Origin of the sequence: Marinobacter sp. (assembly GCF_965229985.1) — a bacterium.
Classification (GTDB): Bacteria; Pseudomonadota; Gammaproteobacteria; order Pseudomonadales; family Oleiphilaceae; genus Marinobacter.
The window spans coordinates 1,297,297-1,314,100 of sequence record NZ_OZ245935.1 but is presented as its reverse complement, the minus strand read 5'-3'; the positions used below and the strand labels follow the sequence as shown (position 1 = coordinate 1,314,100).

Sequence of the window (16,804 nt, the reverse complement as noted above, 5' to 3'; positions counted from 1 at the left end):
GAAATAGGATTCCTTAATCTCTATAATTGGCGCGATTTTGGGTACGTCTGGCACTCCGTTTCTCATGGTTTTTCTGGGCCGCAGGTGTCGGACGTTACGAATCCATTGAAAAGTTTCTGATGATTGGATGAGGCTAATGATCAAGATCAAAAAAGGCCTGGATCTTCCCATCAGCGGCGCTCCCGAACAGACCATTACAGACGGCAAACCCGTTCGCCACGTGGCGTTGATCGGTTTTGACTACATCGGCATGAAGCCGACGATGGCTGTGAAAGAGGGGGACCGTGTCAAGCGCGGTACGCTGCTGTTCACGGACAAGAAGACCGAAGGCGTTCGTTATACGTCACCCGCCGCCGGCGTGGTGAAAGAGATTAACCGTGGTGAGCGTCGGGTATTCCAGTCGATCGTTATCGAAATCGATGGCGATGAGGCTGAGACCTTTGCCCGCTACACCGAAGCGGATCTTGCCGGCCTGGAACGCCAGCAGGTGGTTGATAATCTTGTGGAATCCGGTTTGTGGACGGCGTTCAAGACGCGCCCCTACAGCAAGGTTCCGGAGATCGACTCCGCCCCTCACTCCATTTTCGTGTCGGTTATGGACACCAATCCGTTGGCAGCGGACCCGACGGTGATCATTGGCGAGAACAGCCAGGCGTTTGAAAAAGGCCTTACGCTTCTCACCAAGCTTACCACGGGCAAAGTGTTTGTTACCGGCAAGCCCGGATCCAACGTGGCGGTACCCAAATCTGACGCTGTTGAGGTGCACCAGTTTGATGGCAAGCATCCGGCAGGCAACGTTGGTACCCACATCCATCATCTGGATCCGGTATCCGGCAGCAAGACGGTCTGGAGCATCAATTATCAGGATGTCATCGACATCGCCAAACTGTTCGAATCCGGAGAGGTTCCGGTGGAGCGTATTGTCGCGATTGGTGGCCCCAAGGCGCTGAAGCCTCGCCTGGTTCGTACCCGTCTGGGTGCCAGCCTCGAGGAACTTCTGGAGGGCGAAGTTGCCACAGACTGCGAGATCCGGGCGATTTCGGGCTCTGTTTTCGGTGGTCGTCGCGGCGATGGCCCCTGCGCCTACCTTGGACGGTTTGCCAACCAGGTATCCGTACTAGAAGAAGGCAACAAGCGCGAGTTCATGGGTTGGCTGTCTCCGGGCCCCAACAGATTCTCGGTGCTCAATATCTATCTGTCCAAGCTGACCAGTGGCAAGCTTTTCAACTTCACCACCACTACCAACGGTAGTGAGCGGGCAATGGTTCCGGTAGGAGCCTACGAGCAGATCATGCCTCTGGATATTCTCCCGACCCAGCTGCTGCGTTCGCTGATCGTCGGCGACACAGAGATGGCGCAGAAGCTTGGCGCGCTGGAGTTGGATGAAGAAGATCTGGCGCTGTGCACGTTTGTGTGCCCCGGCAAATATGAATACGGTCCGATTCTCCGCGAGAACCTGACCCGAATCGAGATCGAGGGCTAATACGATGGCTATCAGACAGTTTCTCGATGGAATCGAGCATCACTTTGAAAAGGGTGGCAAGTACGAGCGCTGGTACGCTCTGTATGAGGCCGTGGATACCATTTTCTACACTCCCGGCAAGGTAACCTCAACCACTGCCCATGTGCGTGACGGCGTTGACCTCAAGCGCATCATGATCACGGTGTGGTTGTGTACTTTCCCGGCGATGTTCTTCGGTATGTGGAACATCGGCTACCAGGCCAACAGTTTCCTGGCTTCCAATCCGGATGCCATGGTCGCTGACGGCGGCCTGCGGACTGCCTTTATTCAGGCACTTGCCATCACCGGTGCCGGTGCTGGTGTATGGGATAATTTCGTTTACGGCATGGCCTACTTCGTGCCCATTTACTTCGTGACCTTCGTGGTCGGTGGTTTCTGGGAAGTGCTGTTTGCCACCGTGCGTCGTCACGAAGTGAACGAAGGCTTCTTCGTTACATCGGTGCTCTTCGCACTGATCTGCCCGCCCACCATCCCGCTCTGGCAGGTGGCCCTGGGTATCACCTTCGGTGTGGTGATCGGTAAGGAAGTGTTTGGCGGTACCGGCAAGAACTTCCTGAACCCGGCCCTGACCGGTCGTGCGTTCCTGTACTTTGCCTATCCGGCCCAGATTTCCGGTGACACAGTGTGGACCGCGGTTGATGGGTTCAGTGGCGCCACGGCGTTGAGCTGGGCAGCAAGTGGCGGCCTGGAAGCCCTGGAAGCCCAAATTGGCTGGATGAGCGCATTTGTAGGTACGATTCAAGGTTCCATGGGTGAGACCTCAACGGTCGCGGTACTTATTGGCGGCCTGGTCCTGTTGGCCATGAAGATTGCCAGCTACCGGATTGTCGGTGGTGTTCTGATCGGTATGATCGGCATGTCCCTGCTGCTGAACATTATCGGGTCAGAAACCAATCCGATGTTTGCGATTCCGGCACACTGGCATCTGGTCATGGGCGGGTTCGCCTTCGGTATGATGTTCATGGCTACCGATCCTGTCTCCGCGGCGATGACCAATACCGGTCGCTGGTGCTTCGGCATACTGGTGGGCGTGATGACCGTCCTGATCCGCGTGATCAACCCCGCCTTCCCGGAAGGCATCATGCTGGCCATCCTGTTCGCTAACCTGTTCGCGCCGCTGATGGACCATTACGTGGTTCAGGCCAACATCAAACGGAGGCTTGCACGTGGCTAAAGCTAAAGAAACTGTCTCCCGCACGCTGGTCGTTGCGCTGGTGCTGAGTATCGTGTTCTCTGTCGTGGTATCCACGGCAGCAGTTCTGCTTCGCCCGGCCCAGATCCAGAACCAGAACCTGGATATCAAGACCAATATTCTGTCTGCGGCCGGCATGCTGGAATCTGGCTCCAGCGCTGAGCAGATCGAAGAGGCGTTCGCACGCTTTGACGTCCGGCTGGTCGATCTGGACACGGGTGAATTCGTCGAGCCTTCCGACGTGGGTGTCCAGGACCCCATGAAGTACGACATGTACAAGGCTGCTTCGGACCCCCAGATGTCCACCAACATTCCGTCTTCTGAAGACAAGGCCGGTATCAAGCGCCGTCCGAATGTTGCCAAGGTCTACACCATGAGTGAAAACGGCCAGATCAACCGCGTGGTTCTTCCGATCCACGGCTACGGGCTCTGGTCAACGCTGTATGGCTTCATTTCCCTTGAGGGCGATCTGAACACTATCGAGGGTCTCGGGTTCTATGCTCATGCAGAAACCCCCGGTCTTGGTGGTGAGGTGGACAACCCGCGCTGGAAACGCCAGTGGGTTGGCAAGGAGGTCTACAATGAAGACCGTTCCGAGCCTCAGGTGCGCCTGGTCAAGGGCGGTGTAAGCTCAGACGCCCAGGACAAGGAGCACAAGGTTGATGCTCTCTCTGGCGCGACGCTGACAAGCCGCGGTGTTGAGCAACTGGTCAACTACTGGATGGGCGACCGCGGGTACGCGCCGTTCCTGCAAAAACTTCGTGAAGGGGAGGTCTGATCATGGCAGATGCATCAGCCAAACAGGTTCTCTTCGAACCGATCTTCAGCAATAACCCGATTGCCCTGCAGATCCTGGGCATTTGTTCAGCGCTGGCGGTTACCACCAGCATGAACGTTACACTTGTTATGTGCGCGGCGGTTATTGCCGTTACCGCATTTTCGAACCTGGCAGTATCCCTGGTTCGCACCCAGATTCCGGGCAGCATCCGGATCATCGTGCAGATGACCATTATCGCCTCTCTGGTAATCGTGGTTGACCAGGTGCTCAAGGCCTATGCCTACGAGATTTCCAAGCAGCTCTCGGTGTTCGTTGGTCTGATTATCACCAACTGCATCGTTATGGGCCGCGCGGAAGGCTTCGCCATGAAGAACGGCCCCTGGCTGAGCTTCCTGGACGGCGTTGGTAACGGTCTGGGCTACTCCGTACTCCTGATCTTCGTTGCCTTCTTCCGCGAGCTTCTGGGTGCCGGCTCCCTGTTCGGTGTTTCCCTGATGCCGGTGGTCAACGAAGGTGGCTGGTACATTCCGAACGGTCTGTTGTTGCTGCCGCCGAGTGCGTTCTTCATTATCGGCCTGGCAATCTGGGGTCTGCGGACCTGGAAGCCGGAGCAGGTTGAAGAGCCGGACTATAAAATGTCCCGCCATGTTGCCAAGGAGGCCTTCTGATGGAACATTATATCAGCTTGATTCTGAAGGCTGTTTTCGTTGAAAACATGGCGCTGGCCTTCTTCCTGGGGATGTGCACCTTCCTGGCCATCTCGAAGAAGATCGAGGCCGCAACGGGCCTTGGCATTGCCGTCGTGGTTGTGCTCACTGTCACCGTTCCGGTGAACAACCTTCTGTACAACAGCATCCTGCGTGAAGGTGCCCTGGACTGGGCAGGTCTGCCGAACGTTGACCTGAGCTTTCTCGGATTGCTGACGTATATCGGTGTAATCGCGGCAATTGTCCAGATCATGGAAATGGTACTGGACAAGTATATCCCGGCGCTCTACGCCGCTCTGGGTGTGTTCCTGCCACTGATTACCGTGAACTGCGCCATTCTGGGTGCCTCGCTGTTCATGGTGGAGCGTGACTACACCTTTGGCGAGAGTGTGGTGTATGGCTTCGGCGCCGGCCTCGGCTGGGCCCTGGCAATCATTGCCCTGGCGGGGATTCGCGAGAAGCTGAAGTACAGTGACGTTCCGGAAGGCCTGCGCGGTCTGGGTATCACCTTCATTACTGTTGGTCTGATGTCCCTGGGCTTCATGTCCTTCTCCGGCATCTCACTGTAACTCACCCGGTGATTCGGTTTAACGAAAAGGCGAGACCATGAATACAGAAATTATTCTCGGCGTGGTCATGTTCACCGTTATCGTTCTGGCCCTGGTCGCAGTGATTCTTGCGGCCCGGTCCAGGCTGGTAAGCACCGGTGATGTGACCATTGAGATCAACGATGATCCCGAACACACGCTGAAGACCGAAGCCGGCGGCAAGCTGCTCGGTACTCTGGCGAACAGTGGTATTTTCCTGTCATCTGCCTGTGGTGGCGGCGGTACCTGTGCGCAGTGCAAGTGCAAGGTCCTGGAAGGTGGCGGTGCCATGCTGCCTACGGAAAAGACCCACTTCACCAATCGTGAAGAGAAAGAGGGCTGGCGCCTGTCCTGCCAGGTTCCTGTAAAACAGGACATGAAGGTTGAAGTGCCGGAAGAGTTCTTCGGCGTCAAGAAGTGGGAATGCGAGGTTGTCTCCAACCACAACGTGGCCACCTTCATCAAGGAGCTGGTGCTCAAGCTGCCGGAAGGCGAGGAAGTTGACTTCCGGGCCGGCGGTTACGTCCAGCTCGAGTGTCCTCCCTACGAGATCGACTTCAAGGATTTCGATATCGAGGAAGAGTTCCACGAAGATTGGGACAAGCACAACATCTGGCGCTACAAGGCGGTCAACAAGGAAGAGACCATCCGGGCCTATTCCATGGCGAACTACCCGGAAGAGAAGGGTGTTCTCAAGTTCAACATCCGTATCGCCACACCGCCTCCAGGCACTGACCACAATCCGGGCATCATGTCGAGCTACGTGTTCAACCTGAAGCCGGGAGACAAGGTGACCGTGATGGGGCCGTTCGGTGAGTTCTTCGCCAAGAAGACTGACGCTGAAATGGTGTTTATCGGTGGTGGTGCCGGTATGGCGCCCATGCGGTCCCACATCTTCGATCAGCTCAAGCGCCTGAACTCCAAGCGCAAGATCAGCTTCTGGTACGGTGCCCGAAGCGTTCGAGAGATGTTCTACGTGGAAGATTTCGACGGGCTGCAGGAAGAGAACGACAACTTCGAGTGGCACGTTGCGCTTTCCGACGCGTTGCCCGAGGATAACTGGGAAGGGCCTACCGGCTTCATCCATAACGTGTTGTACGAAAACTATCTGAAGGACCACCCGGCTCCGGAAGACTGCGAGTACTACATGTGTGGGCCCCCAATCATGAACGCCTCCTGCATCAAGATGCTCAAGGATCTTGGTGTTGAGGATGAAAACATCATGCTGGATGACTTTGGAGGCTAAGCAGTCCTGATGACATCCCGCATGGTACGACCCGCCAGGGTGGCCCTGGCCAGCGCTTTTACAGCGCTGGTCTTTGCCGTTCTGGCGGGTTGTTCGTTTCAGCCAGAAGAAAAAATCTGGGAAATCTCCGGGCCTGTTTTCGGCACCAGTTATCACATTAATGTCGTATTGACCGAGGATCAGGCCAGGCTTGAAACTCTGGCCAGTGGCATTGACGAGGTGTTGGAAAGCGTTGACGCGTCAATGTCGACCTGGCGTGACGATTCGGAGCTGTCCCTTTTCAATCAACGGACCGACCAATCCGATTGGATTCCCGTCTCAGCCGGGTTGTTCGAGGTTCTCAAGAAAGCCCAAGAGATCTCGACGATGACCGGCGGCGCCTTTGATGTAACGATCGGGCCGGTTGTGAATCTGTGGGGGTTCGGGCCCCAGGCACGGCCGGAACAGATTCCGTCGGAAGAATCGCTTGCCAATGCTCTTGCCGCCACCGGCTTCGAAAAGCTCGATCTTCGGGCAGATCCGCCCGCGGTGCGTGCGACACCACCGCAATATGTGGATCTGTCGGCTATTGCCAAAGGTTATGGTGTGGACGCGGTAGCCCGCTTCCTGGAAAGTGAAGGCGTAGAGGCCTATCTGGTGGAGATCGGCGGAGAGGTTCGGGTCAATGGCCGAAAACCGGATGGCAGCACCTGGCGCCTGGCCATCGAACAGCCGGTGTCCGAGGGACGTGAGGTAAACCGGGTGGTGGCGCTGGAATCACGCGCTATGGCAACATCGGGCGATTATCGTAACTATTACGAATCGGAAGGGCGTCGCTATTCCCATACAATAGACCCTGCTACTGGTGAGCCGATTGCGCACAAGCTGGCATCGGTCACCGTTATCGCGGACGACTGTATGACGGCAGATGCTCTGGCGACTGGCTTTAATGTGATGGGCTACGAGCGGGCCAATGAGCTCGCGGTGAGGGAAAATATCCCGGCCTATTTTATTGTCAGGACGGAAGAAGGCTTCGAGACGCACCAGACGCCGGCTTTTTCGTCCTACGTGACTCAATGAGGGGAGGGCAACATGGGTACCTTTCTTTTGGTTTTGTTTATTGTAGTGCTGCTGGTTGCAGCCATGTCCATCGGCGTAATTCTGGGGCGCAAGCCCATCAGTGGAACCTGCGGCGGGATTGGCGCGCTCGGTATCAGCCAGTCCTGTGATATCTGCGGTGGTAATACCCAGAAGTGCGAAGAAGAAAACGAGCGGTTGGCCAACGAAGGTAAAGAGCCCGAGGCTCTGGCTTACGACGCCAGCAAGACCAGCAAGCACTGATCTGTTTCTGACAATTACAATCATCTTTTCACGACGTAGATAAGGAGTCACTGCGCGCATGGCAGAACATCATTACGACGTCGTCGTTATCGGCGCCGGTCCGTCCGGCGAAGGCGCGGCGATGAATGCGACGAAACACGGCAAGCGTGTCGCGATCATCGAGGATAAGCCTACCGTCGGCGGTAACTGCACTCACTGGGGTACCATCCCGTCCAAGGCACTGCGTCATTCCGTCAAACAGATCATTACCTTCAACACCAACCAGATGTTCCGGGACATTGGCGAGCCTCGCTGGTTCTCCTTCCCCCGTGTGCTTCAGAACGCCCAGAAGGTTATTGGCAAACAGGTTAAACTCCGGACCCAGTTCTATTCCCGTAATCGGGTCGATCTCATCAACGGTCGGGCCTTTTTCATCGACCAGAACCGTATTGAAGTCCGTGGCAGCAAGTCCTCGGAAACCCTGCATTTCAAACAGGCGATCATTGCGACCGGCTCCAGGCCCTATCTGCCGCCGGACGTGGATTTTCGCCACCACCGAATCTACAACTCAGACACCATTCTGAACCTTTCCCATACTCCGAGAACCCTGATTATCTATGGCGCTGGCGTTATTGGTTCAGAATATGCCTCGATTTTTGCCGGGTTGGGCGTGAAAGTGGATCTGATCAACCCGGGTAGCCGGCTGTTGTCCTTCCTGGATGACGAGATCTCGGACGCCCTGAGTTACCACCTGCGCAATAACGGTGTTCTGGTACGCCACAACGAGCAGTATGAGTCGGTTGTGGGTGATGATCATGGTGTAGTGCTGTCGCTACAGTCCGGCAAGAAAATCCGCGCAGATGCATTCCTGTGGTGCAACGGGCGCAGTGGCAACACTGAGAAGCTGGGTCTGGAGAATATTGGTCTGGTGCCCAACGGCCGCGGCCAACTGGCCGTCGACGCGCATTACCGCACCGAGGTGGAAAACATCTACGCTGCGGGCGATGTAATCGGCTGGCCGAGTCTGGCAAGTGCCGCCTACGACCAGGGCCGCTCGGCATCCTCGGATATCGTTGACGATGAGTACTTCCGCTTTGTGTCAGATGTGCCGACCGGGATCTACACCATTCCGGAAATCAGTTCCGTTGGCAAAACCGAGCGTGAATTGACCGAAGCCAAGGTGCCCTACGAGGTTGGACAGGCGTTCTTCAAGGATCTTGCCCGTGCGCAGATCACCGGAGAAGCGGTAGGCATGCTGAAAATCCTGTTCCATCGGGAGACCCGCCAGATTCTGGGTATCCACTGTTTCGGTGACCAGGCGGCAGAAATCGTCCACATCGGCCAGGCCATAATGAATCAGCAAGGGGAGGCTAACTCTCTGAACTACTTCATTAACACCACGTTCAACTACCCGACCATGGCGGAAGCCTACCGGGTTGCCGCATTGAATGGCCTGAACAGAATTTTCTAGGCTGTCTACGAAAAAGGGGCCAGATGAAAATGCTCATCTGACCCCTTTTTATTTTTCAATCTGCTGGTTTCAGCCCGCTGACATAGCCTCCTGGTTGGCCGACACGCCTTCGTGACTCTGTGGTAAAGACAGTGCCGATCTGGCCCGGTTATCAAAAAACATACGGGTGCTTGTCGGATAATCGGTAATGATGCTGTCCACCCCCATCTCTTCCAGTTGCAGCATGTCGTGAATCCGGTTCACCGTCCACGTAGACACATGCATTCCCCGGCGATGGGCCTGTTCAACCAGCGTTTTCGAGCAAAGCTTCCAGTTGATGCAGAGGTATTCGCAGCCAAGTCGGTTCGCCATGCTCAACGGTCGGGGAAACTTCCGTTCTGTGACCAGGCCAATGCGAATGTTCCTGTTTCGCCGCCGGATCTGTTTCAGAAACCAGGTGTCGGAAGAGGTTATGGCCACCGTCTGGTACAGGTTGCGGTGCTGTATAACCTCCGTCAGCCGATTGCTGAGAATATTCAGCCGCTGACGTGTGTCCTTCTTGACTTCCAGTTGCAGGTGTTCGAGGTCGTCGAACTGGTCCAGCAGGTCTTCCAGCGCGGGAATTCCGGTGGGTGTCGGCCAGGAGCTGGTGTTTCTGCGCGCATCCATGGCTGCCAGCTCGGCGGCGGTGTATTGGCTGATGCTGCCTTTCTGGCTGGTGGTGCGGTCTACTGAAAGGTCATGCACCAGAACCGGCTTGCCGTCCTTCGAAAGCACCAGGTCCAGCTCGAAATGCCGGATGCCATGCCGATAAGCATGAATAAAACCGGGAAGGGTGTTTTCTGGTGCCTCTCCCTTTGCGCCTCTGTGTCCGTAGACAATCATTCCGCTGTGTCATCCTTCAGCCGTTGGTAAATGGCCTGGCGCTTCTTCCAGGTGTCGTGGCAAAGGCGAATGTCTTCCAGATACGCCGGAAGTTCGTGCATGAGCAGCGCCTGGGGCCCATCCACAAGCGCTTTTTCCGGTTTGGGGTGGAAATCCACCAGCACCATGTTGGCACCGGCTATCACGCCCTGTGCCGTTGCGTGCATCACATCCAGAATGCCATCGGGAGACTGTTCGCGGCTGCCAACGGAGTGGGAGGGGTCTACACACACCGGCATACGGGTGAGGCGCTTGACTGCCGGAACATGGGCGAAATCCACCATGTTCCGGTGGGGTTGGCCGGCCTCGGTTTTCATACCCCTCAGGCAGAAGATCACGTTGGCGTTGCCTTCGCTGGCCAGATACTCGGCGGCGTTGAGGGACTCATTAAGAGTGATCCCGAACCCACGCTTGAGCAGTACCGGATAAGTGCTCTGGCGGCCAATGGCCTTCAGCAGTTCGAAGTTCTGGGTATTACGGGTGCCCACCTGCAGCATCACGCCGGTAGGGCGGCCGAGCTTTTCGAGGCAAGTGTCGATTTCCTCAATGTGGCTCTCGTGGGTGATTTCCATGGCGATTACCTTGATGCCATGCTTGCCCGCCTTCTCGAACACCCAGGGCAGGCAGCCCTTGCCGTGGCCCTGGAACGAGTAGGGGTTGGTGCGGGGCTTGTAAGCGCCCATTCGGGTGCACACCTCGCCATTGTCTTCCAGAGCCTGCATCATCATGTCGACATGCTCGGGCACATCGACGGCGCACAGGCCCGCAAAAATGTTCAGATTGGACTGATTAAACTCCACACCGTTGTAGGCGAAGCCGCTTTGCCGGCGATCATCCCGGTGGCGACCGAGAATGCGGTAGTCATCCGAGATGCGAATAGCCCGTTCAACCGCAGGTAGCGCCTCGATTTCTTCCTTGTTAAGGGGCTTGGTGTCCCCGAGAAGATAAATCTCGGTCAGCCTCTGGGTAGCACCTTGAACCTCATGAACCCGAACCGAGACGTTCGGAAGATTCTCGAGGTAGTGCATGGTCTGTCGGTATTCTTCGCTGTCCAGAGCGGTATTCGGATGAAGAATGGCTAACATACGGTCTCCTTTTAAGAACCGGCGTCCTCTGCCCGGTGCCGCGCCTGCATGAATTCCCGGTGATTAAGGTGCAGCAGGTCTGCCATGCGGCGAATAAGGTGTTCTTCGTACTTGTCGATGCGACCGTCCGCGAAGGCCACCCGCCAGATGCTCTCCAGCAGGGCCTGTTTGCCCTCCTGGTCCAGGCACTCGTTGATCTGCCCGGTAAACTCATAGAGCGACGTGGCATCGTCTGCGTGGCTCAGGGCATCCTGAAGAATCTCTTCGGCCTCTGCCCGGGTGACCTGGTGCGCTTTCACCGCGCCATCGACGATGGCCTGCAGCTCGCGCTCATCTTCATGCTGGTCGATCCGTGAAACCTGAACCATCAAGGCAGTTGCAGCCACGGCCAATTGATGAGAATCCGGTTTCTCGCTTTCAGCTTCCGGTGCTGCAAACAGTTTTTTCAGGCTTTCGATCATGATCGGACAGTCCTACTCCTGCGTTCGAATTCAGTTGAGCAGTCAGGCGGCCTTGGCCAGCTGCCGGACCCGGTTTTCCAGTTCTATCTGGTCAGCTGTGAACCGGCGAATGCCATCGGCCAGTTTCTCGGTGGCCATGGCGTCTTCATTGGATTCCCAGCGGAACAGCTTCTCGTCGATGGTGCCAAACTGATCCGGTGAGCTGGCGGTGTCGGCGACCAGTCGACGCGGCAGGTCACCCTGGTCGTCCTGCAACTCCTGCAGCAGGGCAGGGCTTATGGTGAGGCGGTCGCAGCCTGCCAGCATTTCGATTTCGCCGGTATTTCTGAAACTGGCTCCCATCACCACCGTGTTAAAGCCGTTGGCCTTGTAGTAATTGTAGATGCGGGAGACTGAAAGCACCCCTGGATCTTCTGCCGCCGGGTAGCTGTCTCGGCCAGTGCTGGCCAGGTGCCAGTCCAGAATCCGACCGACAAAGGGCGAAATCAGGAAGGCGCCGGCCTGGGCGCAGGCGGCAGCCTGGATGAAAGAAAACAGCAGCGTAAGGTTGCAGCGAATCCCTTCCTTCTCCAGTTGCTCGGCGGCACGGATGCCCTCCCAGGTGGAAGCAATCTTGATCAGCACCCGGCTGGTGTCGACACCTTGCTTGTCATACAGCTCAACCAGACGGCGAGCGCGCTCAAGAGTGCCGACAGTGTCGAAGGACAACCGGGCATCCACCTCGGTGGAAACTACCCCGGGAATGAGGTTCAGGATTTCACGGCCGGCAAGTACGGCCAGCATATCGGTGGCCATGGTCAGCTGCTCGGCGTCTGAGCCGCCATGCCTGCGTGCCTCGGCCACAGCCTTGTCCAGCATAGGGCGATACGCGTCAGAGGCGGCAGCCTTGAGCAGCAGGGATGGATTGGTGGTGGCATCTTCCGGCCGCCACTTTCCAATGGCTTCGATATCGCCGGTATCGGCCACTACTGTGGTCATGGTCTTCAGTTGGTCGAGCTTGCTGGTCATTCGTCCTGTCGTCCCGGTTGATCTGTTATTGGTGCGCCCGAATCCCGGGCGCTGGCTATATGCCTACAATAACGGGCCGCTCTGACAGGAACAAGACAACAAAAGGTATGGTAGCCATTGCCTGCGATTAAGCTTCGGCAATCTCCGGCGCCGCCGGCTCACGCACCTTTTCCAGAGCAGTCTCGATAACTTCCAGACCAGCGCCGGATTTATGGGCGTTTTCGCTGATATAGCGGCGGAACTGTCGTCCGCCAGGCTGGCCATGGAACAGGCCCAGAAGGTGTCTGGACATGTGGGTCAGGAATACGCCCCGCTCAAGCTCGCTCTGGATAAACGGAAGCATGGCCCGAAGCGCCTGATGCCGGCTCTGCACCGGCGCAGTCTGCCCGAAAAACTCCGAGTCAACGCCCGCCAGCAGCCAGGGGTTGTGGTACGCCTCCCGGCCCAGCATCACGCCGTCGGTGTGCCGAAGATGTTCGTGACACTCCTCGAAGGTCTTGATGCCGCCGTTGATGATGATCTCCAGGTGCGGGTATTTCGCTTTCAGCCGGTAAACCCAATCATATTTCAACGGCGGGACCTCCCTGTTCTCCTTGGGGCTCAGGCCCTCAAGAATCGCGATCCGGGCGTGCACGATAAACGTCCGGCAGCCAGCGTCCGACACTTTTTCCACGAATTCGCAGAGATCGTCCCAGGATTCACGGCCATCAATACCGATCCGGTGCTTAACGGTGACAGGCAGGTCGGTTGCCTCAATCATGGCACGTACACCCTCCGCCACCTTGTCCGGGTGGCCCATCAGGCAGGCGCCAATCATGTTGTTCTGAACCCGATCACTGGGGCAACCGACATTCAGGTTGACCTCATCAAACCCGTATTGCTGAGCCAGCCTGGCGCAGTGGGCAAGTTCGCCGGCATCGCTGCCGCCAAGCTGCAGGGCCAGCGGGTACTCTGCCTCGTCATGGCGCAGAAAACGTGCCGTATCGCCATGGATCAGCGCGCCGGTGGTTACCATTTCGGTGTAGAGCAGGGTATGCCTGCTAAGCTGGCGCGCCAGATAACGGTAATGACTGGTGGTCCAGTCCATCATCGGGGCCACGCAGAAGCGGCGGGAGAGGCCGGATTCGTTCATTGCGGCGGCGTGTGATGGTAGTGCTGGCATTACGGTTACCTGATTGACTGAAAAAATCGTGTACGACGTACGTTTCCGAGTGCGGGATAGTTTAACAGGGTTGGCCGGTTGATTTCCGTAGGGCTTTGGCGAAACGGCTAATCCAGGTCCTCGAGCAGCGCTTCGCAAACCGGAAATCGGGAGTGATCAAAGGAATCCGGATGGAGAAGGAAGTTACCCGCTGTCAGTCTCAAAACAAAGAAGAATGAGTCTCCCCCTGATCTTCCTAGAACACGCTCTGGAATGCTGGCATCACGGCGAACGACGGTGCCAGTAAACTGAACAGTTTGGTCTGCAAGAGGAAGGTTATCGTTCAGGATATCGATATCGAAAATTGAGCCATGAAAACCATGGCGCAACGCGAGAATGGCGTCCATGCCATCGCTCTCTGGTTCGGCCATAACAACGAACAGTTCGCTGTTGCGGGTAAGATCAAGAAGTTCACTGCTCCGAAGAGTCAATGCCTCTGTGCAATCTGGATAGATTTCCATATGCGCATTTAACCAGCCAGCGGAGCCAGTCGTTGAAAATGTCAGGAAGGTTGCCAGGAACGTTAAAAGTGCAGCGGCCTTTACAGGCCATGTATAGTTCATAACGCGTTCCTTGCGTTGGAGTTTGCAAACAAAAGGTGTGATAAACGCAATGTGCAGAAAACGTTGATCGGATTCATCTGGCAGTGATCTCGAAAGGAAAAGTAACCTTGATCAAATCCATATTCGTTACCGGTGCAGGTGCCGGAATTGGCCTGGAAACAGCGCGTCTGTTCGCCTCAAAAGGTTGGTTTGTCGGCGCAGCAGACCGGGATCAAAAAGCGCTCGAGAGTCTGCAGGCCGAGCTGGGTGAGAGAGTATGCTCTACTCATATCGTCGATGTGACTGATGAAAAGGCTGTCGCTGGGGCCCTGTCAGAATTCGCTGAATTAACCGGGGGAACCATCGATGCGCTGCACAACAACGCCGGCATTTTGAGAGTAGGTCCCTTTGAAAGCATTGATATTGCTGACCATCGCGCGATCGTTGAAATCAATGTGATTGGCCTGATGAATGTCCTGTACGCTGCCTTTCCTTACCTCAAGGCTGCCTCCGGTGCGGTGGTTGTGAACATGAGTTCGGCCTCAGCGGCATATGGAACTCCGGATTTCGCCTCCTATTCGGCCAGCAAGCACGCGGTTCGAGCCATGACAGAGGCCCTGGACATCGAATGGGAAGTGCATGGGATTCGCGTCTGCGACCTGATGCCGCCCTTTGTGAATACGGGGATGGTTCAGGCCAATGCCGGAGCGTCGCGTTTGTTCGATAGCCTGGGGGTTAACCTGGTGCCGTCTGAGGTTGCCGCTGAGGTCTGGAAGCAGGTGTGCTCACCGCAACTTCACAGGCCGGTTTCCAATCAGTTCAAAATCCTCTGGCCGATTGCCCGCTCGTCGCCGACGGCAGTGACTCGTGCCGTAATGAAAAAGCTGCGCCGGAGTTAATAACTATGCCCCTGATGGTACAGGCCCTTTTGCCCGTATTTGTGCTGATCATGCTCGGGCATGTGTTCCGCCGGATTGACTTTCCGGGTGGTGATTTCTGGCCTCAGGCGGAGCGGTTTACCTACTACGTGCTGTTCCCGGCCATGCTGGTTTTCAAGCTGGGGCAGGCCCGGTTGCCGGCCTCCGCCTATGGCGACATTGCCTTGCTGATCGGTACCATGCTGATTGCGATGACGCTGGTCCTGGCATTTGCACAGTGGTTCTGGCGCTGGTCTGGTCCGGTTTTCTCTTCCGTTTACCAGGGGAGTATCCGGTTCAATTCCTACGTGGGTCTGGCCGCGGGTGGCATGCTGCTGGGGGATCAGGGCCTTTCACTCACGGCGATTGCGGTGGCCATCATGGTGCCCTTGCTGAACCTGCTTTGCATACTGATGTTTTCGCTGGTGGCCACGGAAGGGCCGGTGAGGTTGGTGCCGGTTTTCAAGGCGATCGTGACCAATCCGCTGATTGTGGGCTCGGTGATTGGTGTTTTCTGGAGTTTCTTCGAAATCGGGTTTCATCCGCTGATCGGCGGTATTCTAGAGCCTCTCAGCAATCTGGCGTTGCCGATGGGGCTGATGACGGTCGGTGCCGGGCTTCAACTGAAAGCCCTGCGCGGTGCTTCCCTACCGTTTATTGTGTCATCCGCGCTGAAGCTGGTTGGGTTTCCGATGATGACTGCCGGGCTGGCAATGTTGCTGGGTCTTGAGGGCCTGATGGTGCAGGTGGCGATTCTGCTGGCGGCGCTTCCCACGGCCACCTCAGCCTATATTCTGGCCCGGCAGCTTGGCGGTGATGCCCCCTTGATGGCGGGCATCATCAGTGGCCAGACCTTGCTGGCCATCGTCACCATTCCGTTAATGCTCAGTATCCTTTGGTAGGCACTTGAGCACCGCGTCGACAATGCTTTGCTGGAAGTTGTTGTAACCCTCGGGCGTGGCTTCGATGTCGGTGGCCAGAGGGTCCCAGGTGCTGAAGGTAACGTCCAGGTTCTCGGTGATCGAGCGCCACCACTGCCGGTTGAACTGCGGTTCGGTCAGCAGGCAGGGGTGGTTGGCGTTGCGCAGCTTTTCCTGAACCTCTGCGATATGGCGTGCCCCCGGCGAGAGCTCCGGGTTGAGCGTAAGAACGCCTTCGAGTTTCAGGCCATAGTGGTCGGCAAACCGGGTAAAGGCGTCGTGGTAGGCGAATAGGCTGATGTCATGTGCCGGCGCAAGACGGTCGCGAATGCTGGCATCGGTTTCCCGAACGCTGACTTTGAACTGCTCGAAATTTTCGTTCAGTGCGGCAGCATCAACGCCTTCCTGTGCCGAGAGGGCCTCCCGGATCGTTTCGGCCATTTCGATGGCCAATTCGGGATCCAGCCAGATGTGCGGATCCTCACCGTCACCATGATCATGGCCGTGCCCGTGGCTGTCGTTGTGGTGCTCTTCTTCCTTCGCCTCTTCCTGATGAGCGTGGCCATGATGGTCGTCCGCGTGTTCATCGTGACCGTGCTCGTCGTGGGTATCTTCCCCGGACTCTTGCTCAGCATCCATGAGTGCGACCGTTCGGTTGCTGAATTCCGGGCCGGCCAGTAGGCGATTGAGGAAAGTTTCCATGTCGGGGCCTACCCAGAAAATGACGTCGGCGTTTTCCAGTGCCCGACGCTGGGATGGCTTCATGTTGTAGTTGTGGGGGCTGGAGCCAGGCGGAACGAGGCTCGTTGTCTGCATGTCTTCCGTGGCGATCGCGCTGACAATCAGCTCAACCGGTTTGATGGAAGCAACAATACGGGTCTCGGCCTGCAGAGCGCCGCTGATCAAAAGGGTGCCGGCACCGAGTGCCAGAGAAAGTGCTTTTCCGGGAACGCGCATGATAAATC

General features: G+C 56.7%; 18 protein-coding genes. 11 read left to right on the top strand and 7 right to left on the bottom strand.

Annotated elements, in window-relative coordinates; translation table 11 throughout:
- Positions 1-136 precede the first annotated feature (136 nt).
- From ACO06L_RS05955 to sthA, 9 genes are read left to right on the top strand one after another with little or no spacing between them, the layout of a single operon-like run.
- Positions 137-1,483 carry a Na(+)-translocating NADH-quinone reductase subunit A gene (locus ACO06L_RS05955; RefSeq protein WP_064228851.1) on the top strand — a complete coding sequence of 449 codons (1,347 nt, stop codon included), beginning with the start codon at positions 137-139 and terminating at the stop codon, positions 1,481-1,483.
- 4 nt (positions 1,484-1,487) lie between these two features.
- Positions 1,488-2,696 (top strand): NADH:ubiquinone reductase (Na(+)-transporting) subunit B, encoded by a 1,209-nt coding sequence (locus tag ACO06L_RS05950; protein ID WP_202346864.1) that lies wholly within the window; start codon positions 1,488-1,490, stop codon positions 2,694-2,696.
- The gene (locus tag ACO06L_RS05945; RefSeq protein ID WP_064228853.1) at positions 2,689-3,492 is read left to right on the top strand and encodes a Na(+)-translocating NADH-quinone reductase subunit C; all 804 of its coding nucleotides are present in this window, start codon (positions 2,689-2,691) and stop codon (positions 3,490-3,492) included. The genes ACO06L_RS05950 and ACO06L_RS05945 overlap by 8 nt, the downstream gene beginning before the upstream one ends.
- Before the next feature lie 2 nt (positions 3,493-3,494).
- Positions 3,495-4,160, top strand: a complete 666-nt coding sequence (locus tag ACO06L_RS05940; RefSeq protein WP_008175066.1) for an NADH:ubiquinone reductase (Na(+)-transporting) subunit D — start codon at positions 3,495-3,497, stop codon at positions 4,158-4,160.
- Positions 4,160-4,768 carry an NADH:ubiquinone reductase (Na(+)-transporting) subunit E gene (nqrE, locus tag ACO06L_RS05935; protein WP_064228854.1) on the top strand — a complete coding sequence of 203 codons (609 nt, stop codon included), beginning with the start codon at positions 4,160-4,162 and terminating at the stop codon, positions 4,766-4,768. The genes ACO06L_RS05940 and nqrE overlap by 1 nt, the downstream gene beginning before the upstream one ends.
- Positions 4,769-4,805: 37 nt before the next feature.
- Positions 4,806-6,032, top strand: coding sequence for an NADH:ubiquinone reductase (Na(+)-transporting) subunit F (gene nqrF / locus ACO06L_RS05930; protein ID WP_014577567.1), 1,227 nt, complete (start codon positions 4,806-4,808; stop codon positions 6,030-6,032).
- A gap of 9 nt (positions 6,033-6,041) precedes the next feature.
- Positions 6,042-7,091, top strand: coding sequence for an FAD:protein FMN transferase (locus ACO06L_RS05925; protein WP_202346863.1), 1,050 nt, complete (start codon positions 6,042-6,044; stop codon positions 7,089-7,091).
- 12 nt (positions 7,092-7,103) lie between these two features.
- Positions 7,104-7,352, top strand: a complete 249-nt coding sequence (nqrM, locus tag ACO06L_RS05920; protein WP_064228856.1) for a (Na+)-NQR maturation NqrM — start codon at positions 7,104-7,106, stop codon at positions 7,350-7,352.
- A 58-nt stretch (positions 7,353-7,410) separates the two neighbouring features.
- Positions 7,411-8,802: a Si-specific NAD(P)(+) transhydrogenase gene (gene sthA / locus ACO06L_RS05915; RefSeq protein WP_202346862.1), complete on the top strand. Its 1,392-nt coding sequence runs from the start codon at positions 7,411-7,413 to the stop codon at positions 8,800-8,802.
- A 69-nt stretch (positions 8,803-8,871) separates the two neighbouring features.
- Here the strand turns inward: sthA and ACO06L_RS05910 are convergent, their stop codons facing one another.
- The 6 genes from ACO06L_RS05910 to ACO06L_RS05885 all read right to left on the bottom strand — a co-directional run bounded on the left by ACO06L_RS05910 (position 8,872) and on the right by ACO06L_RS05885 (position 14,023).
- Complete coding sequence (locus ACO06L_RS05910; protein WP_064228858.1) at positions 8,872-9,666, bottom strand: glycerophosphodiester phosphodiesterase; 795 nt, start codon at positions 9,664-9,666, stop codon at positions 8,872-8,874.
- The gene (locus tag ACO06L_RS05905; RefSeq protein ID WP_064228859.1) at positions 9,663-10,790 is read right to left on the bottom strand and encodes a 3-deoxy-7-phosphoheptulonate synthase; all 1,128 of its coding nucleotides are present in this window, start codon (positions 10,788-10,790) and stop codon (positions 9,663-9,665) included. Before ACO06L_RS05905 ends, ACO06L_RS05910 begins: the two co-directional genes overlap by 4 nt.
- 11 nt (positions 10,791-10,801) lie before the next feature.
- Entirely contained in the window at positions 10,802-11,251 is a 450-nt protein-coding gene (locus ACO06L_RS05900) for a TerB family tellurite resistance protein (protein WP_064228860.1), read from the bottom strand.
- 42 nt (positions 11,252-11,293) lie between these two features.
- Complete coding sequence (gene tal / locus ACO06L_RS05895) at positions 11,294-12,259, bottom strand: transaldolase (protein ID WP_064228861.1); 966 nt, start codon at positions 12,257-12,259, stop codon at positions 11,294-11,296.
- 127 nt (positions 12,260-12,386) lie between these two features.
- Entirely contained in the window at positions 12,387-13,421 is a 1,035-nt protein-coding gene (dusA, locus tag ACO06L_RS05890; RefSeq protein ID WP_227715843.1) for a tRNA dihydrouridine(20/20a) synthase DusA, read from the bottom strand.
- Positions 13,422-13,528: 107 nt separating this feature from the next.
- Positions 13,529-14,023: a hypothetical protein gene (locus ACO06L_RS05885; RefSeq protein ID WP_202346861.1), complete on the bottom strand. Its 495-nt coding sequence runs from the start codon at positions 14,021-14,023 to the stop codon at positions 13,529-13,531.
- A 107-nt stretch (positions 14,024-14,130) separates the two neighbouring features.
- Between ACO06L_RS05885 and ACO06L_RS05880 the strand changes: the two genes are divergently transcribed.
- On the top strand, positions 14,131-14,901 hold the full coding sequence (locus tag ACO06L_RS05880; RefSeq protein ID WP_201257841.1) for an SDR family oxidoreductase: 771 nt from the start codon (positions 14,131-14,133) through the stop codon (positions 14,899-14,901).
- A 5-nt stretch (positions 14,902-14,906) separates the two neighbouring features.
- The gene (locus ACO06L_RS05875; protein WP_064228864.1) at positions 14,907-15,821 is read left to right on the top strand and encodes an AEC family transporter; all 915 of its coding nucleotides are present in this window, start codon (positions 14,907-14,909) and stop codon (positions 15,819-15,821) included.
- Here the strand turns inward: ACO06L_RS05875 and ACO06L_RS05870 are convergent.
- Positions 15,798-16,796 (bottom strand): zinc ABC transporter substrate-binding protein, encoded by a 999-nt coding sequence (locus ACO06L_RS05870; protein ID WP_202346860.1) that lies wholly within the window; start codon positions 16,794-16,796, stop codon positions 15,798-15,800. The genes ACO06L_RS05875 and ACO06L_RS05870 overlap by 24 nt on opposite strands.
- Positions 16,797-16,804: the final 8 nt, after the last annotated feature.